Below are 24,876 nucleotides of genomic sequence, written 5' to 3'. Positions count from 1 at the left end.
TGCAGACATACCAAATACTGCTTTCAGCACTTTTTTTGGATGTTCCGATCTCGCTACTCCCTGTACCTTTCACGATGGACGTATGAATCACAAATTTTTAAGCGGTTTCACCGTAGCTTTATTGATAGCGACGTTGGGAGATCTTCCCAGCTACGCTGATCAATCAGGTTCAGTAGACGAAAGTCTGACGGTAAAAGTTTCCGCAGAATCAACTTCTTCCAGTCAAGAAGAACCTAGCTCTACTCAGGTAGCAGAAGCCAACGAAGCTGCTTCGTCTCAGCCCAAGGTCAGTCAGCCCCGACCTGACGAAGCGCTCAAAGTTGGTGAATACCAGTCCCAGGATCTAGCCCGCCCTGAGGAAGTTATCACAATTATCCATCCTCACCAGATGGCAGAGCGGCAAGCCGCAACCCTCTATGTGCGCAACATTCCGGTTCTGACCTTTTTAGCACCCAGTGCTTCCAGTGTAGATGCCGATTCTAGAGGTAACACTCCTGCTAGCGGAACAGATTTGAAACTATCGAATCAAGCTGCGGATGAGAGTCGGGCAAACGGCTCAAGCTCTGAGGTCAAGGTTGCGAGTACACAGAACAGCAGCCTTGACGACGCAGACACCTTGCAGCTTGCTTCAGGGGCGATCGCTGAGAATGCCCCTAGCAATCCCCATGATCCGGTCTGGCGAGCCACCGAGATATCTGCTCGACTGAACCAGTTCAACCAAAATAGCGCAGATGCCAGCACGATTAACGTTATCTGGGATACGCAACAGCAGCAGTACGTCATCAAGGCGGGAGATGAGGTCTTGGTGACAATGGATGCCAACACCATTCTGCCAAACACGACTAAGAATCCGACTGAGGACGCCCTGCAAGCTACCAATTTGATTCGTCGGCAGATGGGCAACGCGCCGCCGATCGATCAAATTCCTGGTAGACCTGAAGTCGCCTCTACCCTTTCACTTGGCTCTGTCCAGTTCACAATCTCAGGCTGGGCATCCTGGTATGGGCCTGGGTTTGACGGCAACTACAGCGCTAGTGGCGAAGTCTTCAACGAAAACGCCCTTACAGCCGCTCACCCCGATCTGCCTTTTGGCACGCAGGTGCGCGTCACCAACATGGATAACGGTATGTCGGTCGTTGTGCGGATCAACGATCGCGGGCCCTATGCTGGCGATCGCGTGATTGACCTCTCGCGCGGTGCTGCATCGGTTATTGGTCTAGTTCAGTCTGGCGTTGCACCCGTCAGTCTGGAAGTTCTGGGCGCGGCATCTGCTTCTCGATAAGCCCAAAGCGATTCTAGATAAGTTTCACTAGCCAATATTTCCTGGTTGAGGCTAGTTTAGGGGGTTGGCATTGCCGACCCCCTTTCAAGCTTAAAAACGATCAAGCTCTATGTTTCCCAAAGTCAGCGTCATTATTCCGGCATATAATGGCGATCGCTTCATGCGTCAGGCGATCGACAGCGTTCTGGCGCAGACCTATTCTGATTATGAAATCATCGTCGTAGATGACGGCTCCACAGACCGAACGCAGCAGGTCTTACAGCTCTACGGAAGCCAGATTCGATATCAATATCAGCCTAATCAAGGGGTGGCGATCGCCCGAAATCGCGGCATTGCCCTAGCGCAGGGTGAACTAATTGCCTTTTTAGATCAAGATGACTGTTTCTTGCCCAATAAGCTGGCTTTGCAAGTCGAAAAGCTAGAGCAATCTGCGGCTGAAATTGGCATGGTGCACAGCGGCTGGCGAAGAATTAATGCGGAGGGCGCTCTTCTCGGAGAAGTTGAACCTTGGCGCTATGCTCCTCAGCTCAATCTCTATGAATGGATATGGTGGAAAACAGTGCTGCTGAGCGCCATGATGTTTCGGCGATCTTGGCTAGAGCGAGTTGGCGGGCTAGATCCCAGCTTTAAGCAAGCTTGCGATGTTGACCTGGCGCTCCGGCTGACCCTGGCAGGTTGCCAAACCCTCTGGCTGCCGCAAATTACGGTTTGCTACCGAGAACACGATCGCAATGATTCACGCAATACGCTGCTGCAAGCCCAGGAAAACGATCGCATTTTAGACAAGTTTTTCGCTTTACCTAATATCCCTCCTGAAATTCGTCAACAGGAAAGTCAGTGCCGTTATCACACGCTGGTATGGAGTGCAGGACGGCTGTATGGCAGCGATCGCCTCCCTGAAATGGCGCAATACCTGCGAAAATCCCTCGACTATACGCCCTACCTCCTGACTGAAACCCTGCTGGATTGGGTCAACAGTTTCGCCACATACTTCTCCGAGCAAGGGACTTTTTTCAGTGCCCATGCCCTCACCCAATCTGAGGAGTGGCAAAAATTAGTCATGTCGATCGCAAAAAGCCAGGACTCCCTCATTTGCCAGAGCCTAAAATCCAAAATTGCGATCGCCTATCCTAGAAACTAATTCCCCTAGAGATTTAGCCTACGGTTCTGACCGCCCAGCAGTTGGCAGACCTTTGATGTGGAATAATCCTGATGTTCTGTAAGAGCGATCGCTCTATTTTCTCGTGCACTCTATCAACATCGAACATCATGGAACGGAAATCCCCACCGTAAGCATTGTAAGTAGCAAGATACAATAGGTGCAGCAATGCTTAGAAGTTCTCGCGGCATTCCTGTACACAAGGCATTTCATCACTCTAGTAGCTCAGGCGAGGAGAACCTCATCGAATGGGAAAAGTAGTCGGCATTGACTTAGGGACAACGAATTCTGTTGTGGCCGTTATGGAAGGTGGCAAACCCGTCGTCATCGCCAATTCCGAAGGGATGCGGACTACTCCTTCTGTGATTGCCTTCACTAAAGATGAGGAGCGCTTGGTTGGGCAAATGGCGCGTCGGCAGTCTGTGCTCAACCCACAAAATACTTACTACGGCGTAAAGCGCTACATTGGGCGGCGCTACAGCGAACTCAGTGCTGAACTCAAGCGGGTAGCCTACACGATTCGCAAAGACGAGTATGACGCTGTGCGGATCAAGTGTCCGCGTCTGCGTAAAGAATTTGCACCCGAAGAGCTTTCCTCAATGGTGCTGCGCAAGCTGGCAGATGAAGCTACGCGCTACCTTGGCGAAACTGTAACCGGAGCCGTGATTACCGTCCCGGCGTACTTCAACGATGCCCAGCGACAGGCAACCCGCGATGCCGGACGCATTGCTGGGCTAGAAGTTTTGCGAATTTTGAACGAGCCGACCGCTGCTTCGCTGGCCTATGGACTCGATCGCATCGATAGCCAAACCATCCTGGTGTTTGATTTGGGCGGCGGCACTTTTGACGTATCGATCTTAGACATTGGCGATGGCGTGTTTGAGGTGAAAGCTACCAGCGGCGATACACAACTCGGCGGCAGCGACTTCGATCGCCGCATTGTAGACTGGCTTGCCGATCAGTTCATGCAGCAGGAAGGGATGGATTTGCGGCGCGATCGTCAGGCATTACAGCGTTTAATGGAGGCTGCCGAAAAAGCCAAGATCGAGCTTTCGGGAGTCTCTTCTACAGAGATTAATCTGCCGTTTATCACTGCAACTGAGGATGGCCCTAAGCATCTGGAAACCCGGATGACGCGATCGCAGTTTGAGGAGCTGTGTGGCGATCTAGTTAACCGACTGCGTACCCCCGTTAAGCAGGCTTTGAACGACACTGGGCTAAGAGCAAGCCAGATTGACGACGTAATTTTGGTGGGTGGAGCCAGCCGGATGCCCATGGTTAAAGAGGTCGTGCGGGTACTGCTAGAGCGTGAACCTAAAGAAAACATTAATCCCGATGAGGCGGTGGCAGTGGGTGCAGCCATTCAGGCAGGTATCCTCAATCAGGAAGTGCAGGACATTCTGCTGCTGGATGTCACGCCGCTTTCAGTGGGGCTAGAAACGATCGGCGGCGTGATGAAGAAGCTGATTCCTCGCAACACCACCATTCCAGTCCGGCGATCGGATTCTTTCTCCACCTCTGAGAACAACCAGACGATGGTAGAAGTTCATGTGGTTCAAGGCGAGCGCGAGATGGCGACGGATAACAAGTCCCTTGGGCGCTTCAAGCTTATGGGCATTCCTCCGGCTCCGCGCGGTATTCCCCAAGTTCAGGTCGCGTTTGACATTGATGCCAACGGCATCTTGCAGGTGACGGCAATGGACAGAACCACCGGACGAGAGCAGGGCATCACCATTCAGGGTGCCTCTAACCTGAATGAAGCCGAGATTAACCGCATGGTGCAAGAAGCAGAGCTGTACGCCGATCAGGATCGCCAGAAGCGCGATCGCATTGAGAAACGCACTAAAGCTGAGGCTTTGACCTACGAATCTGAACGGCAGCTCCGTGAGGTGGCGCTAGACTTTGGGATGCAGTTTGCTAGCTCCTACCGCCGCCGCATCGAAAATCTGGTGCAAGACCTGCGTGGATTCCTCAAGCAAGACGACGATCGCGGCATTGACATGACCCAAGCCGATCTGCGGGATGCCCTTTACGATCTGCAACGAGAGGTTTACCAGCTCACGCAGGAAGAGGAAGGCGAAACTGATTTCTTTGGTTCTATCCGCCGCACGCTCTCCAGCATTGGGGAAGACCTGTTTGGCGATGATGACGAGTATTACGACGATCGCCGGGACAATTACGGACGAGATGCCTACAGCCGTGATGCGTACAGTCGAGATGCTTACGATCGCGGTGGCAGTCGGGACAGCTATAGTCGAGATGCCTACAGCCGGGACGATTCCAGTCGGGACAGCTATAGTCGAGATGCCTACAGCCGTGATAGTTACAGTCGGGACAGCAGCCGGGATGATGCCTACGATCGCGGTAGCCGAGACGCCTACCCAGCAGAAAATTATCCAAGAGACACCAGAGACAGCTATACCAGAGACAGGGCTTCCAGAGAAGTTAGCCCCAGAAATAGCCGCGATTCCTACAGCTCAGACGATCGAGAGGCTTATGATCGCAACGAGCGAGACACTTACAGCCGAGACACTTACAGCCGAGACACCTACGGTCGAGAGGGCGGCGATCGCACTCCTTATCCGCGAGAGGGTGCCAGCCGCGGCAGCGATCGAGATGTCAACGGTCGCGAGGGCTATCGAGATGGCAATTCGCGAGATAGCTACCCTCAAGACCGCTATCCTCAAGACCGTGATGGCCGCCGACCTGCGGACTCCGTTCGTCGTCCTCCAGCCAATCCTAATACCGGGTACACCGATTTAGATGATGGGTGGGATGATGACGATGAATGGCTGTCGTGAACGCCTGTAGCGAACGCCTGTAGCGAACGCCTGTAGCGAACGATTGTGGGCACTGATAGGAAGCGATCGTGACCTCGCCCGCTACATAACATTGAAATCCTGAAGCTAAAAAATTAGAACTCAAAATTCCCTGAATATGCAGAACTTTCGGAACTACTACGCAATCTTGGGAGTTCCCAAAGAAGCTACGCCTGAAGAAATTAAGCAAGCCTACCGCAAGCTGGCGCGGCAATATCACCCGGACTTGAATCCAGGTGACAAAGTGGCTGAGGAAAAATTTAAGGCGCTGGGGGAAGCCTATGAAGTGCTGTTTGATGCTAGCAAACGCACGCAGTATGACCAGTTCAGCCGTTTCTGGAATCAGAGCGGCTTTCAGGGCGTTGCCGCACGCGCCAAAGCCTGGGGCAATCGTAACGGGCGAGGCGAGGATGAGGATGATTTTGGGCAATACCGCGACTTTAACTCTTTTGTCGATCAGCTTCTGAGTCGGCAGGCAGAAGCTTCTACTATGCCAACTGATGAAGAGGTTTATCGCCCTAAAACTACAAAAACGGCATATACGGTATCGCGCCCTAGCCCCCGCAATGCCGAAGCGCGACTAACTGTCCCGATCGACAAAGCCTACACTGGAGGTCGGGAGCGCGTGCGGCTAGAGGATGGGCGATCGCTAGAGGTGAATATGCCCCCCGGAATGCTCACAGGTCAACGGATTCGCCTCAAGGGCCAGGGGGTATCAGGGGGTGATTTATACTTGACGATCGAGGTGCCAACCCATCCGTTCTTTAAGCTAGAGGGAGCCGATATTTTCTGTCAGATTCCCGTCACGCCCACAGAGGCAGTTTTAGGAGGAGCGATCGAGATTCCTACTCTAGATGGCTTGGTGAAAATGATGATTCCGGCAGGCGTTCGATCGGGACAAAGGCTGCGTCTGGGGGGTAAGGGATACCCGGTGGAGGGCGATCGGGGCGATCAAATTGTGGAAGTTCAGATTATCACCCCCAAGGATCTAACCTTGCAAGAACGAGAGCTTTATGAAAAGCTCCGCCAGCTTGAAGCCTTCAATCCCCGCGAAAATTTGCTGCTTTAATCTGCCTTAAAGTAGGGGAATTCCCATTAAAGTTTGTGAAATCACTTGTCAAAGTTCACTATTTTGGGAAAACTAGCGAAGGGAGCAAAAGCGAACTTTAATAACAGCCATTTTTTAAGAATAAGGCAAACTTCCGATGCAGTATTCATTCCTGTCCGATCGCGCTTTTACTCTGGATCAGGAAAGCTTACTGCGTCGTATCACGCACCGCATTCGCCGATCGCTTGAGCTGCAAGACATTCTCTCGACTACCGCAGCTGAGGTGCGAGCGTTTTTGGGCAGCGATCGCGTCAAAATTTACCGATTCAATGGGGATGGCAGCGGCGAGGTGGTGGCTGAGGCAATCTATGAGAATCGGTTGCCTTCTCTGCTGGGGCTGACGTTCCCAGCCGATGACATTCCGCCCCAGACGCGCCAGCTGTTTATTGAAGCGCGGGTTCGCTCGATCGTCAACGTCGAGACTCGGCAAATTGGTCAAAGCCCGCTACGCAACCCAGAAACGGGCGAAATAGAGCTTGCAGAAATTCAGTTTGTGCCGCTCGACCCTTGCCATGCCGAATATTTGACGGCAATGGGCGTTAAGTCATCGCTGGTGGTGCCGATTTTCCACCAAGAAAATCTTTGGGGGCTATTGGTTGTCCATCATTCGACATCTAGGGAGATTTTGTCACAAGAGCTTTGGGCAATGCAGATGGTGGTGGATCAGCTATCGGTGGCGATCGCCCAATCGACTTTGCTAACTGAGGCTCACGATCGCGCTCAGCGCGAGGCAACGATCAACCGAATTATTACGCTACTCCATTCTCAGCAGACGATCGAACTGCAAAAAGCTCTAGAAGAAACTGTAGAAGCTTTAGGTGGCTCTGGCGGCAGGCTATACATCAACGCCGATGCGCTCGATTTCCACAGCGGCTCCGCCTTGGAACCTGCCCCGAAAACTACTGCTCTAGAAGGAACTCGTCGCACCATTCCGAGTTACCCTGTTCGGCTTTACACCTGCGGCACCCAGCCCCTCATTTTGCCTAACGCCCGCTATTCTGTCATGGAACATTACAGCGTTTGGCAAGAACACTTTCAGGGAAAGAAACCCTACGTAGATAAGCCCTACGTAGATAAGCCCGACTTAGACAAGCCCGACTTAGACAAGCCCGGCTCAGACAAGCCCCAAGCCGATCAGGGCTGTACCTGGATGATTCCAGATCTCTATCAAGAGATGAGTTTACGCAATTTGCAACCCGCTTTTCGACCGACTAGCATTCGCAGTATCCTGGTCGTTCCACTTTTATATCGGCAGCAGATTTGGGGCTACATCACGATCTTCCGGGATGCTGTAGATACTGAGGTGCTTTGGGCGGGGCAGTTCGATCCTGACTATCGCCAGACCAATCCTCGGCTGTCCTTTGAGCTGTGGTGTGAAACGCGGCAGGGTCAAATTTACGCATGGAACGCTGATGAGCTAAAGATGGCACAGACGCTCGGCGGTCACTTTGGCACTGCGGTACAGCAATATGAAATGCACCAACGGCTTCAGGCGCTCAATACTAACCTGGAAGAGCAGGTGCAAGAACGAACGGCAGAGCTAGAGCAGGCGGCGCAGCAGCAGCGAATTTTGTTTGAAGTTGTTACTAAAATTCGGCAATCGCTTGATTTAGATCGGATTTTTCAAACCACGACTCAGGAAGTTTGTGAGTTGCTGAATGCCGATCGCGTCATGGTCTATCGATTTAATGCCGATTGGGGCGGCGAATTTGTGGGCAACTGCGAGTTTGTTCACTCTAATTGGACAAAAGAGATGCCGCTCAATATGCCATTAGAAAAATCGACTATTTGGAACGATAGCTATATTCAAAAAAATGAGGGCGGGCGTTTTCGCAGAGGCGAAACCTATGTAATTGACAACACACGGCACTCTGAACTCTCCGATTGTCATCGAGAAATCCTGAATCGCTACCAAATTCGGGCGTTTCTCTTGGCTCCGATCTTTGTAGGATCGACGCTTTGGGGGTTGCTTGCCACCTACCAGCACTCAGGGGTTCGCCATTGGCAAACTTCAGAGATCCAGTTTGCGGTTCAGGTGGCGGCTCAGCTGGGGGTAGCCATAGCTCAGGCGGAGCTGCTGTCTCAAACGCGCCAACAGGCAGGGCTGCTCTCTCAGGCTTTGCAAGAGTTGCAGAAAACGCAATCACAGCTTATCCATACCGAGAAGATGTCTGGTTTGGGTCAGCTTGTTGCTGGGGTTGCCCATGAAATTAACAATCCCGTCAACTTCATCTATGGCAATCTCACGTATGTCAGGCAGTATGTTGAAGATCTGCTGGGTTTGCTCAACCTGTATCAGCAGAAATTTCCTGCTGCCGGAGCCGAAATTAGCGATCGCACTCAGGCAATTGATTTAGAGTTTCTGGAGACAGACCTGCCCCAGATTTTGTCGTCCATGGAGCTAGGCACCGATCGGATTTTGCAAATCGTATCTTCGCTCAAGAATTTTTCTCGGCACGATCAGTCAGAAGCAAAGTCTGTAGACATCCATGAAGGTATTGACAGCACGCTGCTAATTTTGCAGTATCGCCTCAGTAAAAGCAGTCAAACCATCACTGTCACCAAAGACTATGGCGAGTTGCCGCTGGTGGAATGCTATGCCGGACAGCTCAATCAGGTGTTTATGAATGTGTTGAGTAATGCGATCGATGCGGTGGAAGAAGTGATGGGGATAGATCAGAATGGGGATGACGATCGCCCTCCCCAAATTTGCATCAAAACTGAAGCTTTGGGCGATCGCGTTGCCATTCACATTTCAGATAACGGATCTGGAATGGATGAAACGGTGTTGAAACACCTATTCGATCCGTTTTTTACCACGAAGCCTGTGGGTTCTGGCACAGGGCTAGGGCTGTCGATTAGCCATCAAATTGTGGTGGAAAGGCACAGAGGCACCATGCAGTGTGTATCGACTCTGGGGCAGGGGACGGAGTTTATTATCGAAATTCCGATCGCCGTATGAAGGGAATTACTGTCCGGCTGCAAACACCTGGCTAGTCTGCAAATTAAGATCTGGGAAGGCTAGGGAAATGATGCGATCGCCCTCGCAAAACACTCCAGCTTCTACATAAAGTCCTTCTTGCCAGACCAAGACCGTGATGGCTTGAGTTTGCGGATCGACGATCCAATATTCTGGAATGCCCAAGTCCTGATACTGGGCGCGTTTTGCCACGTAATCGCGATCGCGCTGCAACTCGCCAGGGCTGACGACTTCGACCACCAGCAAAGGCGGAGCCATCGTTAGCCGAATTGTATTGCGCCGCCGGAGTTGTTCGATATGCTCCTCTCGTAGAATCGTTAGATCAGGATAGCGGTTTCTGGGTTCGCCTCTGACCTCTAGTTCTAAGCCGTGACCTCTGACTCTGAGGTGTCCGACGATCGCGGCAAAGTGTAAGAGCAAAAAGGTGGCAATTCCTACGTTCTCTCCTGATTCGGGCGGCACTTCGATCAGTTCTCCATTAAATAGTTCATACAGCTTGTCTGTGCCGTCGTCGAAGCACAGATACTCGTCAAAGCTGAGAAAACGTAGTTCGGTTTGAGGCATAGTGTTCAAAGTCCTAAGTTTCTGGTTTGGATGATTTCCTCTGATTGATCTCCTCGATCGGTAATAGCAAGGTATCCTCGATCGCTTCTCTGACCGATCGGCTGACGTAACAATCGCTGTTCAAACAATCGACCAGCAGTTTGTTTGCGTCGTGATATCGCTCCAATAGCTGCTTCTCTTCATCGGTGAATTGCCAATCATGTCCGATGTTGCGATGTTCAATCAAGATTGATCGTAGTTCTTCTGTCCAAGCTTCGCCATTCGATCGCCACCATTGCATGAAAGTATCGCGACTTTTCTGATAAGCAGTAGAGTGTTGATGCTTCAGTTTTTGCAGACTGCCTTGCAATTCAGGGATATGGTCGAGGGCGCGGTCGAGGGCACGGTCGAGGGCGCGGTAGAAGTCAGGGGCGAGGCCACGGTCGAGGGCGAGGGCGAGGGCATGGGCGAGGGCAAGGTCGAGGTCGCGGTCAAGGGCGACGAGGTCGCGGGCGAGGTCGCGGTCAAGGGCATGGGCGAGGGCGCGGTCGAGAGCAAGGTCGAGGTCGCGGTCAAGGGCGACGAGGTCGCGGTCAAAAACGATGTAGCTGTAGCGGTCGCAGGCGAGGGCAAAATAGAAGGCGCGAGTGGCAGCAGGTTTGTAAGGCTTACCTACAGAATTAGATTTTTGCTGTACCCAAATTAGGAATTTCTGAAGTTTTTCATCGCTTGCCAATAGTGCATCAATCTGTTGCTTCATCAACTGCACCAGTTCATCGGCATTTCGCATCATGCCCGCAGTCAGCAAAAATACCTCGCGCCAGCGCTTTTCGGCAATATTTTGGCTAAGCCGCTCCAAGATCGCCGGATCTGAGAGCGTTACAATTTCCCGTGCGGCAAAATATTCTTGAAAGGTCAAATGCGAAAACGAATAGATGCCCTTGGCGCGTTCTATCAATAGCCCGTGGTGGGCTTCGATCGACTTCAACACCGCTTCACTGTCTAGATGCAGCGCTTCTGGGTCGGTCTTGGCATCGGGCAAGTTGCGGATGAAATCGGCAATATGATCTTCTAGGGCGCGCTGCTTAAAGAAATATTCTTTTTGCTCAAAGGTTGTCAGGGCAATTTGGCTCAGCAAATCTTCTTTGCGCTTGAGCGACAGGTTTTTATAGACTGAATCGCGTTCGATTTTGCGTTTGCCATCCCACTTCTTCAGCAGAATATCCAACCCCTCTTTATACAGTTCCGATCGATTCGCCGGAAAATCGGTGACATCTTCAAACATCAAACAGAGCAGCGTCAGCAGCAGCGGATTGGTTGCCAGCTCTGCGATCGGCTCGTTGTCATCTAGCTTCTGTTGAAACAGCTTGGCGCGATCGGGGTCGCCTTTGGCAGAGAACCATTTGGTCGCAAAACTTTTGATCTGTTCGGGGTTGAAGTCTGCAACTTCAACTTCGGTAAATTGCTCCAAGCTATATTCTTTGGCGGCAATCCGGCAGGTGATGACAAACCGATTGCAAAGAAACTGTCCAGACAATTGCTCAATCTGCCGCAGCACGCGTTTGGTATCTTCTTCACGCACTTCATCCAACCCATCCAGCAAAATCAGCGCTTTGCTAGCGGAAATAATCTGGGTTAGATCCCCCCTAGCCCCCCTTAAAAAAGGGGGAACCGAGCCAAGAGAGTGATCAGAGGAAGCTACCCGATCGCTCTCAAAGCCCCCCTTTTCAAGGGGGGTTGGGGGGATCAACCCTACCATATACTCCAACAGACTCGGCTGCTTTTCTGCTTCTGCAAAATCCTTTAGCGTCACAAACAAAGGAACGCGATCGGGTGCAAAATTCCCTGCAATGTACTGCATCGTCAGATACTTCAAAAACGTCGTCTTTCCAGCTCCCGGCTTGCCCAACACCATCAGTTTGGGGTAGCGCCGCGCTGCGTCCAGCCCCGGTACCCGCTTCTCTGTGATGCGGCTCAGCCCAAAGCGATCGAATTCATCTAAATCATGGTGCTTCAGCAGTTCGGGCAACTCTAACCGCCGCCGCCCCATCAGCTTCTCCAAAATATTGACGCTGGTGTAGATGCCCTGCTCACCCGTGAGGGCGATCGGCTGCGTCATGTCTAGCACTCGCATCGTGCCACATTGCTGCTGAATGGACGATCGCACTTGCTCACGAGTTGCTTGAACTAGGGCAGCAATGCGATCGGCTTCGGGTTGCTCTGGTTCTGTTTCTTCTGGCTCGGCAATCTCCTCCCAGTTCAGCTCTAGTTCAGCGCAAGCTGCCGTAAAAAAATCAAAGTCGGTCGCGTTTCCTTGGAGCAGGCTCCAAATTGTTTGGCGAGAGCAACCGACCGCACCAGCAAGGTAAGTTTGTCCACCTGACTTTCGCTTTAGCGCCTTTTTGATTGCCTGAATTCCTGCGGTCGAGGCTTGGAGCGATCGAGTTGCCATGGGTGTTTACAATTCCGTTCTGTCAATTCTGTCAGATCTGACACTCTGACAACAAGCCGAACGTTGATTCTGACCCTGGTTTGAGGCGTTCTTGAGAAGCTAAACACATCAACATTAGTCACTCAACCCACCAGCGCTATGAAACCGATCGCCCAAAGTCTCCTGCGAATCTTCCTCCTAATCTTCTTCACTGCCAACGGCTATATTCTGCTCTCTGGCAGCGTTTGCTTCTGGCTTTCCAATCAACAAGACGATCTCTCCCCTCAGCAAACCCGTCTCTTCGACACCTGCACCTCAACCTGGACTCAAGGCACAACCCAAATCTTCACCCTGCTGGACAACAACATCCTCAAACTCCTCCAGGCAGAAAAAGATGGAAAGAAATAAGGTGAAGCTCGATCGCCCAAGCCTCAACCATGACCCTCCAAACCTCAACGCCGATGATTTTAGCTCGATCGCCGAATCTCAGAGACTCAACGCCGAGTCTCCAAACCTCAACGCCGAGCCTCCGAACCTCAACGCTGAGTCTCTAAGCCTCAATGCCGAGTCTCCAAACCTCAACGCCGAATGTCAGAGACTCAACGCTGAATCTCCGAACCTCAACGCTGAATCTTCAAACCTCAACGCTGAATTTTTTAGAGTGCTCACCCCTACTCTGCCAACACTTCACCCCAATCTCGATCGCTAAGAAGCAATTTGATAGATCGCAGGACGATATTTTGGCTCAGGAATGGGTTTATGCTCTACTGCCGCAGTTTCCAGCCAAACGGCTTTTGCTTGCAAAACTTCTCGGAGCGCTTCTTCTTCGGTATCTCCAAAGGCTGAGCAGTATTTGAGGTCAGGAATATCGGCAATGTATCCCTGATCGGCTTCGCTATAGAAAATGTTGATATGGTAACTTTTCATCTTGTCATTTCGTTGACAGTGGAGCTTCGAGTGACCTGCCACACGACTACGACTATGCGACCTGCTCTTGCTTAACGGTTACAGATAGTTTTAACCCCAATTGACTTAAGAGAAGTGCGATCGCTGGCAGTCCTAGCGTTTCTCCTTGAGCAAGCAATTGGTAGCAGTTCTCCCAATCAGCTACATTCGCAGCGTCAATCAGACTTCTACGGGCTTCTGCCACATTTTTCAATGCCAATAAAATAGGCTCAAACTCGCCATCTTCTAGGACGGCATCCAGGTAAGCAGCCGCCTCCGCCGGGTCTTTCAGGGATTCAATCAGGTAAGAATGATAGCTTTTATGGATTGGCATTTTGCCTCTTCTGAAAATCTGCCCAGTACTGCTTTGCCCGATAAATATCTTGATCTTGCGTACTTTTATCTCCACCACAGAGCAAAAGAACAGTTGTTGCCTTTGCTTGGGCAAAGTAAACTCGATAACCTGATCCATAGTCAATTCTGAGTTCCATGACCCCTTCGCCAACAGGCTTAAAGTCACCCAGATTGCCTAGTTCAATTCGATCAAGCCGTTTCTTGATTCTAGCTCTCGCCTGCCTATCTCGTAGAGCGTTTAACCAGAGTTCAAAGGGACAGGTATCGTCTGCTGTCACGTATAAGATTACTTCCCGTGGCTGTGCCTCCATAAGTTTTAAGTCTGACGATCGCCCCTACTCTTCCAACACCTCAACCAAATCCTCGATCGCCACCTCAAACGCCCTAGCAATCTTTTGAACTGCGGCATAGTCAATCATCGCCATTTTGTCACGCCGAACATAGCTTCTGACGGTGCTATAGGCAACTCCAGAGCGATCTGAAACTTCTTTGAGCGTCCAGCCTTTCGTCTCAGCAAGTTCTTTGATCCGTAGCCTAACTAGCCCCATTTTTATATTGACAGCGATGCAATTGCATCGTTTAATGAATGAACAACATCAAAAGCGATCGCTCCTCTTAGCCTGGAAAACTGGAGAGCGATCGCGCATATTCCCATGACGGGAGGTAGCTTCATGATATCAGGAATGCAGTCGCCTGCGAGGGCGGAGCTTTGTCTTGCGCCAATTCTTGCGCCAATTCTTGCGCCAAGAGTAGTGGTTAGTCGCGTAATAGTTAGCGGGTGGATGGGTGGATGGGTAGATGAAGATCTCATCCACCCATCCACCCATCCACCCCTTTCCCCCTCTCATCCACCCATCCACCCATCCACCCCTTTCCCCCTCTCCCCCAGCACGTCAGTTAATCCTTGACAGACCACCAGCGGAGGCACACCGATGATCTATCGGGATAGCCTGTCTCCTTGGTGCGTGATTCAGCACTTGCCCAAGCTGCAATATGCCCTGATAGCCCGCTTTCGCAAACGCAACGATGCCGAGGATTATGTGAAAGTGCTGCGGCGGATGAACCCAGCGCTAACTTATGAAATTGTGTTTGATGGGGGCGATCGCCTCTGTTAAAGAAGGCAAAGGGTAATTGAGGGATTGATGCAACACCTTCTTGCTCCAAAAATCAAGCACCCTTGTGACTTTCAGGAAGTAGCGTACTGCTTCCTGAAAGTCATCTACCTACTACAATCTAGCTATTCTAGAAGCCCATCTTAGAAGCCTCTAATAGCTCCAAAATTCGCTGAAGCGGAATCTCTACCCAGTCAGGACGGTTTCGCATCTCGTAGTCGAGTTCGTATACCGCCTTTTCCAAGAGATAAGCATCCAGCAGAACTTTTAGCTCAAGCTGCGTCTTGGGTAAGAAAGCCGCCTCTCCGGTGGTCGCCAGATATTGTTTTACGAATAACAAGCTTGTCCACGAGTAAAAGAACTGCGCCCACTGCTCCATCAGCGGCAAATTCTCCGATCGCACCAGTCCACTCTCGATCTCTCGCCGCAGGGCAACCCGGCAGGCATAGTAGAAAGATTCCAGCATTCCGGCAATGTCTCGCAAGGGCGATCGCTTCATCCGGCGTTCGCTCAAAGGACGGTTGGGTTCGCCCTCAAAGTCCACGATGATGAAATCTTTGCCCGTGTACAGCAGCTCTTCCAGATGGTAGTTGCCGTGGCAGCGGGCGCGCATAGCGGTGATCGGCTGGTCTAAGATCAGCTTGAACCGTCCTAAAATCTGCTCTCGCTGATTCAGCACCAGTCGTGCCTGGGGCTGGACATCGACAGGCAGATGCTTGAGGTGCTTCTTCAGCAACAAAAACGTTTGACCCGACTGGTTGCGCATGTACTGGTAGATCGATCGCTGGTAGAACGAAGAAAACTCCTCTGGCGCAAAGCTGGGATTCTCGATGTTAGAAGTCAATGCCAGATGCAGCTCAGCCGTGCGCTGTCCCAATAGCTCCACCGAGCTGAGAAGCGTGCCCATGATGTCGTATGCCATGGGCGGAATTTCGACGGTCAGCGCCGACAGGAGCTGGGCAGGCGGCAGAGAAATTTCGCCAATGTCAATCTGTTTGGTCATCACCTGCTCAAAGCAGTCCCGCAAGCTGTCCAGCGTGTACGACCAGGCATCGCGCGTGTCAGGGATATATTTCTGCAAAATGCCAACCGTCATCGGTTCTGACCCTTTGCGGCGATATTCCAGGAAACCCGCGATCGGCGCAACGTGCTCGGCCATGGTGGAGTCGGGCTGACTGGCATATTGGGTGAGGAACTGCCCAATTTCTAAGTCAGAGTTGATGCATTCCTCAACACGGCGGAATAGCTTGAGGAAAAAGCGATCGCCGTATACCGTCAAAGCATTGCTGTACTCATCCCGGAGCAGGTGCGGCTCAAGAGAAGTAGAGGGGGCGCTAGAGGCAAGCGTTGTTGCAGGTTGCGCCTGTTTCTGAGCTTGAGCTGTCTGATCAACCCAGAGCTGCTGAAAGATTTCGGTTTGGGTGGCGGTAATTTCTCCAAAGCTGCCTTTGAACCGGAGCTTGTGGGCGATCGCTTCTAGGGGAATCGCCAAAAACTCTTTATCGGCCAGGGCATCAAACAAAACGCCTGCATGATTTTTGCCTTGCAGATAGGCGATCGCGGTGTCGCCTTGGGCAGTGCCATCGCTGCCTTCCGCATAGGCAAGAGGCAGCACAAAGGTATCGGCAATCCCTTCGGTGTAGTCCACTTTCACCAGCACAATGTCGTAGGCGTTGGGGATAACCGGGCTAAACTCTTCCTTCGCAACCTTCTCTTTTTTGGAACGGCTATTTTCCTGCAAGGCAGGTTCTACGGCAATGGCATCCAGAATGTTGGCAGTCTGGATGGTTCTACCCTGGCTGTTGTACCAGCGACAGCCCATGAGATAGTCTGGCAACATCGCTTCTAGAGCCTTTTTGGACTCAGCGCGGCTGTAAACATCCTGCCAGTCGCCGTTCACCCCGACAGTGGGGAGCGATCGCGGCGTGCTGGCACTCAACACACTGGGCTGGTGCTGTAGCGTAAACCAATAGAAAGCATGGGGACCAATGCTGAGGAAGTAGGGGGCATCGCCGATCGCTGGAAAGGAAGTGCGTCCAAAGATCTCGACGGGGGTTGCGCCTTTAAATGCCGACAGATCCAGCTCGACTGCCTGGACAAATCGGGACAGGTTCGCCACCACCAAAATATGCTCTCCCTCATAGGTGCGAATAAAGGTCAGCACCTTGCGATTTTCGGGATAGAGCAGCTCAAAGGTGCCGCGCCCAAATGCCTGATAGCGGCTACGAATGCCGATCAGCCGCTTCATCCACCACCAGAGCGAGTTAGGATTCGCTCGCTGTGCCTCCACATTCACCGTCTCATGGTGATACTCAGGGTCAACGATCGTCGGCAAAAACAGCTTTTGCGGATTGGCGCGGCTGAACCCAGCGTTGCGATCGGCGCTCCATTGCATGGGGGTGCGGACTCCGTTGCGATCGCCCAGATAAAAGTTGTCGCCCATGCCAATCTCATCACCGTAGTACAGCACAGGTGTACCTGGAAGCGAGAGCAGGAGGCTATTGAGCAGCTCAATCCGGCGGCGGTTGTTGCCCAGCAGCGGAGCCAGACGGCGGCGAATGCCAAGGTTGATTCTTGCCTGGGGATCTTGGGCATAGACGCGATACATATAGTCTCGGTCTTCGTCACTCACCATTTCTAGGGTCAGCTCGTCATGGTTGCGCAAAAACAGCGCCCATTGGCAGTTGTCAGGGATCTGCGGAGTCTGCTGAATAATGTCGATCAGCGGAAAGCTGTCCTCCATTTGCAGTGACATGAATAGACGCGGCATCAGCGGAAAGTGGAAGTTCATGTGGCATTCGTCCCCCTCGCCGTAATAGGCGGCGGCATCTTCAGGCCACTGATTGGCTTCGGCAAGCAGCATCCGGTTGGGAAACTTACTATCCACATGGGCGCGAAGCTGCTTCAGGAAGACATGCGTGCGGGGCAGGTTTTCGCAGTTGGTGCCTTCTAGCTCATACAGGTAGGGCACGGCATCCATACGCAGACCGTCCACACCCATCTCTAGCCAAAAGTCCACGACATCAAAGATGGCTTTTTGCAGCTCAGGATGCTCATAGTTGAGGTCGGGCTGGTGGGAGTAAAATCGATGCCAGTAATAGGCTTGGGCAACGGGGTCCCAACTCCAGTTAGAGGTTTCAAAATCCTTAAAGATGATCCGTACGCCCTTGTAGGTTTCGGGGTTGTCTGTCCAGACGTAAAAATCGCGATCGCTGCTCCCAGGTAATGCCTTGCGTGCCCGTTGAAACCAGGGATGCTGATCGGAGGTGTGGTTGACAATTAGTTCAATAATGACGCGAATACCGCGCTGGTGGGCTGCATCTAGGAAGGTATGGAAGTCTTCGAGATTCCCATAGATGGGGTTAACGGTGATGTAGTCAGCAATATCGTAACCATCATCTTTGAGCGGCGAAGGAAAGAAGGGCAGAATCCAAATCGCGGTAACACCCAAGTCCTGAATGTAATCCAGCTTTTCGGTGAGTCCTCGAAAGTCGCCAATGCCGTCGGCATCGCTGTCTGCGAAGGCTTTGACCGGGACTTCGTAAATGATGGCATCTTTGAACCAGAGCGGATCATCGTTTAAGGTTGGCTTTTGCATGGTGTCGTTCGGATTCCAGGGGGTACAAGTTTGTCCCAATTGTGCGAGTTGCGTGGGGATTGAGAAGCGTAGGAATGTATCTAAGTTTTACAGAAAGCTAGATCCATTATGAATGAGTTACCTCACGCAAATGGGTTTCCCTATTCGTAAAAAGGTGAATGCGTGAGTCAACCTCATTAACTGTCTAGCTCATAAGCTGAACTCATGAGTTAAACGATTGCGTCTGCGCTTCAGCAGGATGCGCAGAGTTAAGTTTATGAGAAATCCTAAAAGCTAAAAGTAAGGGCTGTTCCGAATTTGCTGATATGAAGTTGGAGTAAGTTCGTACCCGCAAATCCTGACTCAATTCGACCAATTTTGTAGTGTCGAATGCACTTCCTCATATTGATTTTAGGAAGATAATTCCGAATAAACTCGGAATTGTGGGGAACCTTTACTTGATCTTCGTAAATTTGTGATGTGTTGCTGACGTAATCCTTATCAAGCAAGACTTATAAATAAGATGGAAATCACATCGCTTTACATTGGGCTGCAATAGGCTTGACTTATGGATTCGATCGCGCTCATCTGATCATCCGATCAAATTTATGAGTCAGGTTGTTTACTTCTTGCCCCTAGCAAACTCGCAGGCTAAGCGCTGAATCTCTTCTCGGATTTAACTAATCCGTACGAGACAATCTTCGTGTCAAATTAGCTACGCTTCTATTTTTGCGGCTCTCAATCTGTAGGTTTATCTCTACAGATCGAGTCTGATTGAATCCTTGGAAATCTAACATAACCTAAGATATCCCCTAAACAAGAATTATTGTGAGGCAGGAATTATTGTGACTTTTCAACGTGCTAGCGGTGTATTGCTCCATCCCACCTGTCTCCCCGGACAGTTTGGCATTGGCGACTTAGGAAAATCCGCCTATGAATTTGTGGATTTTCTGGCGCGAAGTGGTCAAAAACTCTGGCAGATTTTGCCTCTAGGGCCGACTGGATATGAACACTCGCCCTACATTATGAACTTCAGCACTTTTGCGGGTAATCCGCTGCTGATTAGCCTGGAGCAGTTAGCTACAGAAGGATTGCTAGATAGCGAAGCGCTAGTGCCTCTGCCTGACACGGATGCAGCTAATTCAGCCTATAGCCGCGTCCAGTTCGATCAGGTCATTCCTCACAAGTTCAAATATTTACAGCAGGCTTTCGATCGCTTTCAGCCCACGCCAGACTACGAGAAGTTTTGCCAGGAGCAAGCCTGGTGGCTGGATGACTTTGTGCTATTCATGGCGCTGCTAGAAGCCCATGACTATAAGCCCTGGAACCAGTGGGAAGCGGCGATCGCGCGTCGAGATCCGCTGGCGCTCAAGGAGCAGACTGAGAAATTGCAGGACAGCATCCGCTTCCAAAAGTTCTTGCAGTTTAAGTTCTTTAGCCAGTGGGCGAATCTGCGGGCTTACGCCAACGGCAAAGATATCCTGATCGTGGGCGATGTCTCGATCTACGTGTGCCACAACAGTGCAGATGTTTGGGCAAGTCCTGAGAACTTCAAGCTTGATCCAGAAACCTACGATCCAGCATTCATGGCGGGGGTGCCGCCCGATTACTTCAGCGCCACGGGGCAGCTTTGGGGCAATCCGGTCTATGACTGGGACAAGCTAGAGCAGACCAATTTCCTTTGGTGGATTAACCGCTTCAAGGCAACTCTGCTGTACGTCGATATCGTCCGGGTCGATCACTTCCGGGGCTTTGAAGCTTATTGGCAGGTGCCCGCTGGAGAAACAACTGCCATGAAAGGCGAATGGCTCAAAGGGCCAGATGCCAAATTCTTCGAGGTTCTAGAAGCTTCGGTAGGCAGCTTGCCTGTGATGGCAGAGGATTTGGGCATTATCACTCCTGAAGTAGAGGCATTGCGCGATCGCTTCCAGTTCCCCGGCATGAAAATTCTGCAATTTGCCTTTGGCCACGGCTCTGAGAATGCCTATCAGCCCCATCACTATGTCCACAACTGCGTGGTCTATCCCGGCACCCATGACAATGACACGGCGATCGGCTGGTGGACAACGGCATCGGCGGCTGAAAAGCAGCATGTGGCGGCATATCTGGGCTATAGCTCTGCCGAAGAGGTGCAAGAGATTAACTGGGAGTTTATTCATTTGGCGCTGGCTTCCGTTGCCGACCTTGCCGTGATTCCTTTACAGGATCTCTTGGGCTTGGATGGTCGGGCACGGATGAATGACCCCAGCATTAACGAGGGTCAGTGGCGCTGGCGGTTTACCCAGTCAGAACTGCTCACTCAGGCGGTGAGCGATCGGCTGTCGCACCTGACAAAGCTGTATAGCCGCTGAGCTATTGGATTGCAGCAGATTTCTCCAAGAGACGGCATACCGAGATAGCGATGGAAGCAGGGCAGATATTTTTTGAGAGCCGCGCGAAGCGCGGCTCTCAAAAAATATCTGCCCCATAACCGAGCAACCCTGGAACAACTTGAGTATTAGGCTTAGCAATGAGTATTAGACTAAACAAATGGTAGGCTACGCATTAAACTAAACTTGTCAGGGTATTGCTGAAAAGATAGCTATGACTAACCCACCTCCCGCCGATCGCCGTGCCCGTAATCGTGACCTAGGATTTGACGAAGCCATTGCTATGCTGGTTGCCTTTGGTGCAGTTGGCGCGATTCTTTGGTGGGGGCTAAGCCAAAAGGAAGCAGATCTAGTGCAAGGGGGACAGGCAGTTCCTTCACTAGGAGCAGATGATTCCCTGCTTAGGGGATTGGTCTCTCCTGATGGAAATGCCAGCCCAACTTCTGAAACTCCCTCACCTGCCAGGATTCAAGACGGACGATCGCCTCAAGTCGCCGTTCCTAGCCCCGGTATTTCTCCTGCTGCCGTTTCTCCCGCAGTGGCTCCGGCGGTTGTAGCCCCGGTAGTTGTAGCTCCCGCTGTCGTTTCTCCCGCAGTGGTGGCTCCTTCGACCTCGCCCCTCAGCATTGCTCCACCTCCTGTCCTTGTAGTTCCAGAGGCAAAGACGGCTGTTGAATTTTCGGATGTGCCTACCGACTACTGGGCATACCCGTTTATTACAGCCTTGGCGCAGCGGGGCATTGTCACTGGGTTTTCAGACGGCACCTTTAAGCCTGATGAAACCGTCAATCGATCGCAGTATGCCGCGATAATTGAAACGATTTTTCAGTCGGCAGCTACCCAAAACCCGATCGCGTTCAGAGATATTCCGGGCGATTTTTGGGCTGTCCCAGCGATCGATACCGCCGTGAAAGCTGGATTTTTGAAGGGATATCCCGATGAAACGTTTCAGCCGAGCCAGCCGATTTCGCGGGTGCAGGTGTTAGCTTCCCTAGTGAGCGGTCTGAACGTATCGCAGTCTACAGCCCCAGCAGATGTGGTCAAGCGCTACCAGGACAGCGCTCAGATTCCCGCTTGGGCTGTGCCTGTTGCTGCTTCAGCGACCGAGTCGGGGATGGTGGTGAATTATCCCGCTGTAGATGCTTTGAATCCTAACCAGCCGATTACGCGAGCCGAAATTTCAGCTGTTATTCATCAAGCGCTAGTGGCGGCTGGTAAGCTAGATCCAATTTCTTCTGATTACATTGTGCGTCCCTAATGTTAGATTTTGAGCAAGTTTCTCTAGTTCAACCCGCAACGCTAGTCACGATCGCCACTGAAACAGTGTTGAAAGACAGCATTGTGACTCTGTTGAAAAATCTCAAGGTAAAAAGCTATACGATCACAGAAGTGTCGGGCGAAGGACGGTGTCCAAGACTGGTGGAGGTTGCGTCTGAAGACGGCGGCGAGACTACAACAGAAACCAGAGTCGAAACTCACACCGCAACTCCAGTTGAGATTCGAGCGATCGTGTCTCAAGATCTCTCGAATGTGATTCTTTATACCTTAAAAGAATATCAGCATGAGTTTGCGATCGTTGCCTACCGTCAGGCGGTGGAAGCCTTGGGAGAATACTGAGGAAGAAGCTGAGGAAGAAGGCTGGCGCAGCAGCTTAACCATTCTCTGAAGCGACTCCCTTGATGCAAAATATGCTGAAATATATTGCCATCGCCCTGTTGATCTTGGGCACCTTTTTCCGGTTTTACCACCTTGATGAAAAAGTCTATTGGCTGGATGAAGCTCGCACATCGCTACGGATGTCGGGACATACCAAGACTGAATTTATTCAGACAGTCTACCAAGATGGCTCTCAGGGCAGGGCGATCGGTCTAGATGAGTTGCAGCAATTTCAGCGTCCGGGTGAGGCGAGTTGGGGCGATACCTTTAATGCTCTGAAAGGTAACGCTGAGCACACGCCCCTCTATTTTGTGTTGGCGCGGGTGTGGACAGAGACTTTCGGTTATTCTGTAACCACAATTCGCAGTCTTTCCGCAGTCATTAGCCTGCTGGTGTTTCCCTGCTTATTTTGGCTCTGTCGTGAGCTGTTTAAAGATAGTGCCGTAGGGTGGGTTGCGCTGGCGCTAGCTGCCATTTCGCCGCTGCATGTGCTGTACTCTCAGGAGGCTCGTCCCTACAGCCTGTGGACGGTCACAACGCTTCTGTCGAGCGCGGTGCTGCTGTGGGCAATGCGATCGCCGAGCCGCAATCGCTGGATGGTGTATGGCGTGACGATCGCCCTTGGACTCTACACCCAGCTTTTGTTTGCCTTGGTGGCGATCGCACAGGGACTGTATGTGGCGATTCTGCCCAAGCGCCGAAGCCTGATATTGCCGTATCTGTGGGCAACGCTGGGGGGAGTGCTGGCATTTGTGCCTTGGCTCGTGCTGCTGCTCAGCCACATTGAACAAGTCAATGCCGCCACCATCGCCACAACGCGCAAGTACCCTCTGAGCTATTTGCTGGATCAGTGGTTTTTGAATATCAACCGCGTGTTTATCAACGGCGAACTCGGTTCTTATAATTTGCTGCTGGTTGTCTTGACGATCGCCGCTCTTTACTGGCTCTGCCGCAAAACGCAGCGACGCACCTGGGCATTTATTTTCTGCCTGATTGCGGTACCGTTTCTGGCGCTGGCATTGCCCGATCTACTGATGGGGGGGGAGCGATCGCTGCGGATTCGTTATCTGATTCCCGCCTATCTAGGAATTCAAATTGCTTTTGCCCATCTTTTTGCGACTCAGGCCGCGGCAAAGACTTGGGGACAGAAGCTTGGGCGAATGGTTTTGATTCTGCTGATTGTCAGCGGCACGCTTGCCTGTGCCGTTAACACTCAAACTCAGGTGGGCTGGAGCAAAAGCATTCGCAAGAGCGGCTATTATCCGGTGGCGGCTGGGTTCATTAATCACGCCGATCGCCCCCTGGTGATTAGTGATGATCAGACTGAAGATATTTTGTCTTTTAGCTACGAGCTGAAGCCAGATGTCAAGTTTCAGCTGATCACCAGTCCCAGGAGGCTCAAGATTGCCGCAGGATATGGCTCTGTGTTTCTGCTCAATCCCTCCGATCGCCTCAAGAACCTTTTAGAAAAACGCGGCTCCCGACTGCTGCTGCTCTGCCAAGACGAAGACGAGAATCCAGGTAAACCTGAAGATCGGCTCTGGCTAGTAAAACAAGGATTCTAGCAACGCGATTCTAGCAACGCCGAACTGTCTTATGGGGAGTAGTGTTTCAAAAAAATCAACAACATGTCTAGAGCATCACCTCATGGGGCAAGACGGGCTTTCTTTGCCCGATTGCTCTCATACCACTGGGCGATCGCTGGAGTCCATTTCTCGAAAGAATTCCAGATTAGTTCGCAAAGCTGCTGAGCTTCTAGCTGGGCATCTAGCTTCCAACGCAGGTCGAGCAGGTGCATGAGCGATCGGACGTTTGCCGACATCACCCAATGCTGCCGCACGTCAAAAGGAATAATGCCCCGCGCATGTTCCTCGGAGAAGCCCTGATGAATCCGCTCTTGATAGCGCTTGCAGGCGGCAAGGCACCATTCCACATCCTGCTGCCGAATTTCTTCGGTGTACTCATAGCGTTTGCCCTGGCGATCGGTGTATGCCCCTAACGGACGTAGGTAGAACACCTCCTCAATATCGCGCTTGCCCTCCACTACGTCCGTAATCCGGCTGCCCGTGTAACGGAAAGATTGAACATCGAAAGAAATTCCCACCCGGTGAGTCCGGATCTGCTGCATGGTGGAGTGGGGAAAAAAGCCGCAGTTGAGGACAATTTGCGGATGCTCTAGGGGGCCGTAATGCCCTCGGTTGCCAGAAAGCAGGTTTCTGACCACCAGATCGCCTGCCTTGTCTTCATCGGGGAAGCGATCGCGCTCTGCCCAGACAAAGCCTTCAGCATAGTCCTGATGCATAGCCGCATAGATGAGCTGCTGAGGATTTGCTGACTGAGAAAGAACCTCGACGGTGAAAAAACGATCCATAAAAATGGGACAGAACGCAACAGGATTTATAGGATAACCCTGGATGAGTTTTCTGGTTCAGATCTGAGGCGATTTGGCTAAGGATCGTGGATGAAGTAACCTGTACAACCGATCTGGGGTAGGGGCTTAGGATCATGTACAAAACAAAATCCAATAGTTTTTTGGAAGTG

The 24,876-nt window shown here is 51.7% G+C and carries 19 protein-coding genes and 1 pseudogene; 12 read left to right on the top strand and 8 right to left on the bottom strand.

Features of this window, described 5'->3' with window-relative positions; all coding sequences use genetic code 11:
• Nucleotides 1-82 precede the first annotated feature (82 nt).
• From AC5JMP_RS16755 to AC5JMP_RS16735, 5 genes are all read left to right on the top strand, one after another.
• Nucleotides 83-1,282, top strand: a complete 1,200-nt coding sequence (locus AC5JMP_RS16755; protein ID WP_495852623.1) for a septal ring lytic transglycosylase RlpA family protein — start codon at nucleotides 83-85, stop codon at nucleotides 1,280-1,282.
• Nucleotides 1,283-1,391: 109 nt separating this feature from the next.
• Complete coding sequence (locus AC5JMP_RS16750) at nucleotides 1,392-2,423, top strand: glycosyltransferase family 2 protein (RefSeq protein ID WP_495852622.1); 1,032 nt, start codon at nucleotides 1,392-1,394, stop codon at nucleotides 2,421-2,423.
• Between the two features lie 266 nt (nucleotides 2,424-2,689).
• Complete coding sequence (gene dnaK, locus AC5JMP_RS16745) at nucleotides 2,690-5,242, top strand: molecular chaperone DnaK (protein ID WP_495852621.1); 2,553 nt, start codon at nucleotides 2,690-2,692, stop codon at nucleotides 5,240-5,242.
• 136 nt (nucleotides 5,243-5,378) lie between these two features.
• A complete protein-coding gene (locus AC5JMP_RS16740; protein WP_495852620.1) occupies nucleotides 5,379-6,329 on the top strand; it encodes a DnaJ C-terminal domain-containing protein in 951 nt (316 codons plus the stop codon).
• 136 nt (nucleotides 6,330-6,465) lie between these two features.
• A complete protein-coding gene (locus AC5JMP_RS16735; RefSeq protein WP_495852619.1) occupies nucleotides 6,466-9,330 on the top strand; it encodes a GAF domain-containing protein in 2,865 nt (954 codons plus the stop codon).
• Between the two features lie 6 nt (nucleotides 9,331-9,336).
• Here the strand turns inward: AC5JMP_RS16735 and AC5JMP_RS16730 are convergent, their stop codons facing one another.
• Entirely contained in the window at nucleotides 9,337-9,912 is a 576-nt protein-coding gene (locus tag AC5JMP_RS16730) for a Uma2 family endonuclease (RefSeq protein WP_495852618.1), read from the bottom strand.
• A 13-nt stretch (nucleotides 9,913-9,925) separates the two neighbouring features.
• Complete coding sequence (locus AC5JMP_RS16725) at nucleotides 9,926-12,343, bottom strand: NACHT domain-containing protein (RefSeq protein WP_495852617.1); 2,418 nt, start codon at nucleotides 12,341-12,343, stop codon at nucleotides 9,926-9,928.
• Nucleotides 12,344-12,481: 138 nt separating this feature from the next.
• On the opposite strand from AC5JMP_RS16725, the gene AC5JMP_RS16720 reads away from it, so the two are divergent.
• Together AC5JMP_RS16720 and AC5JMP_RS16715 are read left to right on the top strand one after the other, a co-directional pair.
• On the top strand, nucleotides 12,482-12,730 hold the full coding sequence (locus AC5JMP_RS16720; RefSeq protein ID WP_495852616.1) for a hypothetical protein: 249 nt from the start codon (nucleotides 12,482-12,484) through the stop codon (nucleotides 12,728-12,730).
• Entirely contained in the window at nucleotides 12,717-13,031 is a 315-nt protein-coding gene (locus tag AC5JMP_RS16715) for a hypothetical protein (protein ID WP_495852615.1), read from the top strand. Before AC5JMP_RS16720 ends, AC5JMP_RS16715 begins: the two co-directional genes overlap by 14 nt.
• On the opposite strand, the gene AC5JMP_RS16710 is transcribed toward AC5JMP_RS16715, so the two are convergent.
• From AC5JMP_RS16710 to AC5JMP_RS16695, 4 genes are read right to left on the bottom strand one after another with little or no spacing between them, the layout of a single operon-like run.
• Nucleotides 13,028-13,249: a type II toxin-antitoxin system HicB family antitoxin gene (locus AC5JMP_RS16710; protein WP_495852614.1), complete on the bottom strand. Its 222-nt coding sequence runs from the start codon at nucleotides 13,247-13,249 to the stop codon at nucleotides 13,028-13,030. The genes AC5JMP_RS16715 and AC5JMP_RS16710 overlap by 4 nt on opposite strands.
• A 52-nt stretch (nucleotides 13,250-13,301) precedes the next feature.
• A complete protein-coding gene (locus AC5JMP_RS16705) occupies nucleotides 13,302-13,601 on the bottom strand; it encodes a helix-turn-helix domain-containing transcriptional regulator (protein WP_495852613.1) in 300 nt (99 codons plus the stop codon).
• Nucleotides 13,588-13,932 carry a type II toxin-antitoxin system RelE/ParE family toxin gene (locus AC5JMP_RS16700; RefSeq protein WP_495852612.1) on the bottom strand — a complete coding sequence of 115 codons (345 nt, stop codon included), beginning with the start codon at nucleotides 13,930-13,932 and terminating at the stop codon, nucleotides 13,588-13,590. The genes AC5JMP_RS16705 and AC5JMP_RS16700 overlap by 14 nt, the downstream gene beginning before the upstream one ends.
• Before the next feature lie 24 nt (nucleotides 13,933-13,956).
• Nucleotides 13,957-14,169, bottom strand: coding sequence for a helix-turn-helix domain-containing protein (locus AC5JMP_RS16695; RefSeq protein WP_495852611.1), 213 nt, complete (start codon nucleotides 14,167-14,169; stop codon nucleotides 13,957-13,959).
• A gap of 384 nt (nucleotides 14,170-14,553) precedes the next feature.
• Here AC5JMP_RS16695 and AC5JMP_RS16690 point away from each other — a divergent pair, with 384 nt between their 5' ends.
• Nucleotides 14,554-14,736, top strand: a complete 183-nt coding sequence (locus tag AC5JMP_RS16690) for a hypothetical protein (protein ID WP_495852610.1) — start codon at nucleotides 14,554-14,556, stop codon at nucleotides 14,734-14,736.
• A 127-nt stretch (nucleotides 14,737-14,863) separates the two neighbouring features.
• Here the strand turns inward: AC5JMP_RS16690 and treS are convergent, their stop codons facing one another.
• Complete coding sequence (gene treS, locus AC5JMP_RS16685; RefSeq protein WP_495852609.1) at nucleotides 14,864-18,331, bottom strand: maltose alpha-D-glucosyltransferase; 3,468 nt, start codon at nucleotides 18,329-18,331, stop codon at nucleotides 14,864-14,866.
• 809 nt (nucleotides 18,332-19,140) lie between these two features.
• Between treS and malQ the strand changes: the two are divergent.
• The 4 genes and pseudogenes from malQ to AC5JMP_RS16665 all read left to right on the top strand — a co-directional run.
• Nucleotides 19,141-20,661, top strand: a pseudogene (gene malQ / locus AC5JMP_RS16680) (4-alpha-glucanotransferase); the annotation flags it as partial.
• A 232-nt stretch (nucleotides 20,662-20,893) separates the two neighbouring features.
• On the top strand, nucleotides 20,894-21,937 hold the full coding sequence (locus AC5JMP_RS16675; protein WP_495852608.1) for an S-layer homology domain-containing protein: 1,044 nt from the start codon (nucleotides 20,894-20,896) through the stop codon (nucleotides 21,935-21,937).
• Nucleotides 21,937-22,296 (top strand): P-II family nitrogen regulator, encoded by a 360-nt coding sequence (locus AC5JMP_RS16670; protein ID WP_495852607.1) that lies wholly within the window; start codon nucleotides 21,937-21,939, stop codon nucleotides 22,294-22,296. Before AC5JMP_RS16675 ends, AC5JMP_RS16670 begins: the two co-directional genes overlap by 1 nt.
• Before the next feature lie 71 nt (nucleotides 22,297-22,367).
• Nucleotides 22,368-23,900 (top strand): glycosyltransferase family 39 protein, encoded by a 1,533-nt coding sequence (locus tag AC5JMP_RS16665; protein WP_495852606.1) that lies wholly within the window; start codon nucleotides 22,368-22,370, stop codon nucleotides 23,898-23,900.
• Between the two features lie 80 nt (nucleotides 23,901-23,980).
• Here the strand turns inward: AC5JMP_RS16665 and thyX are convergent, their stop codons facing one another.
• Complete coding sequence (thyX, locus tag AC5JMP_RS16660) at nucleotides 23,981-24,706, bottom strand: FAD-dependent thymidylate synthase (RefSeq protein ID WP_495852605.1); 726 nt, start codon at nucleotides 24,704-24,706, stop codon at nucleotides 23,981-23,983.
• Between the last annotated feature and the right edge of the window lie 170 nt (nucleotides 24,707-24,876).

It is taken from the genome of Drouetiella sp. (genome assembly GCF_059504425.1).
Note: the sequence above shows the minus strand (reverse complement) of the source record. Positions and strands in the feature narration are given on the sequence as shown.

Coding starts and splice junctions, on each gene's coding strand:
- AC5JMP_RS16695 (WP_495852611.1), bottom strand. CDS start 14,169: ATGGGGCTAGTTAGGCTACGGATCAAAGAACTTGCTGAGACGAAAGGC.
- AC5JMP_RS16715 (WP_495852615.1), top strand. CDS start 12,717: ATGGAAAGAAATAAGGTGAAGCTCGATCGCCCAAGCCTCAACCATGAC.
- AC5JMP_RS16700 (WP_495852612.1), bottom strand. CDS start 13,932: ATGGAGGCACAGCCACGGGAAGTAATCTTATACGTGACAGCAGACGAT.
- dnaK (WP_495852621.1), top strand. CDS start 2,690: ATGGGAAAAGTAGTCGGCATTGACTTAGGGACAACGAATTCTGTTGTG.
- AC5JMP_RS16690 (WP_495852610.1), top strand. CDS start 14,554: ATGATCTATCGGGATAGCCTGTCTCCTTGGTGCGTGATTCAGCACTTG.
- AC5JMP_RS16710 (WP_495852614.1), bottom strand. CDS start 13,249: ATGAAAAGTTACCATATCAACATTTTCTATAGCGAAGCCGATCAGGGA.
- AC5JMP_RS16735 (WP_495852619.1), top strand. CDS start 6,466: ATGCAGTATTCATTCCTGTCCGATCGCGCTTTTACTCTGGATCAGGAA.
- AC5JMP_RS16755 (WP_495852623.1), top strand. CDS start 83: ATGAATCACAAATTTTTAAGCGGTTTCACCGTAGCTTTATTGATAGCG.
- AC5JMP_RS16725 (WP_495852617.1), bottom strand. CDS start 12,343: ATGGCAACTCGATCGCTCCAAGCCTCGACCGCAGGAATTCAGGCAATC.
- AC5JMP_RS16730 (WP_495852618.1), bottom strand. CDS start 9,912: ATGCCTCAAACCGAACTACGTTTTCTCAGCTTTGACGAGTATCTGTGC.
- AC5JMP_RS16720 (WP_495852616.1), top strand. CDS start 12,482: ATGAAACCGATCGCCCAAAGTCTCCTGCGAATCTTCCTCCTAATCTTC.
- AC5JMP_RS16670 (WP_495852607.1), top strand. CDS start 21,937: ATGTTAGATTTTGAGCAAGTTTCTCTAGTTCAACCCGCAACGCTAGTC.
- thyX (WP_495852605.1), bottom strand. CDS start 24,706: ATGGATCGTTTTTTCACCGTCGAGGTTCTTTCTCAGTCAGCAAATCCT.
- AC5JMP_RS16705 (WP_495852613.1), bottom strand. CDS start 13,601: ATGCCAATCCATAAAAGCTATCATTCTTACCTGATTGAATCCCTGAAA.
- treS (WP_495852609.1), bottom strand. CDS start 18,331: ATGCAAAAGCCAACCTTAAACGATGATCCGCTCTGGTTCAAAGATGCC.
- AC5JMP_RS16675 (WP_495852608.1), top strand. CDS start 20,894: ATGACTAACCCACCTCCCGCCGATCGCCGTGCCCGTAATCGTGACCTA.
- AC5JMP_RS16740 (WP_495852620.1), top strand. CDS start 5,379: ATGCAGAACTTTCGGAACTACTACGCAATCTTGGGAGTTCCCAAAGAA.
- AC5JMP_RS16750 (WP_495852622.1), top strand. CDS start 1,392: ATGTTTCCCAAAGTCAGCGTCATTATTCCGGCATATAATGGCGATCGC.
- AC5JMP_RS16665 (WP_495852606.1), top strand. CDS start 22,368: ATGCTGAAATATATTGCCATCGCCCTGTTGATCTTGGGCACCTTTTTC.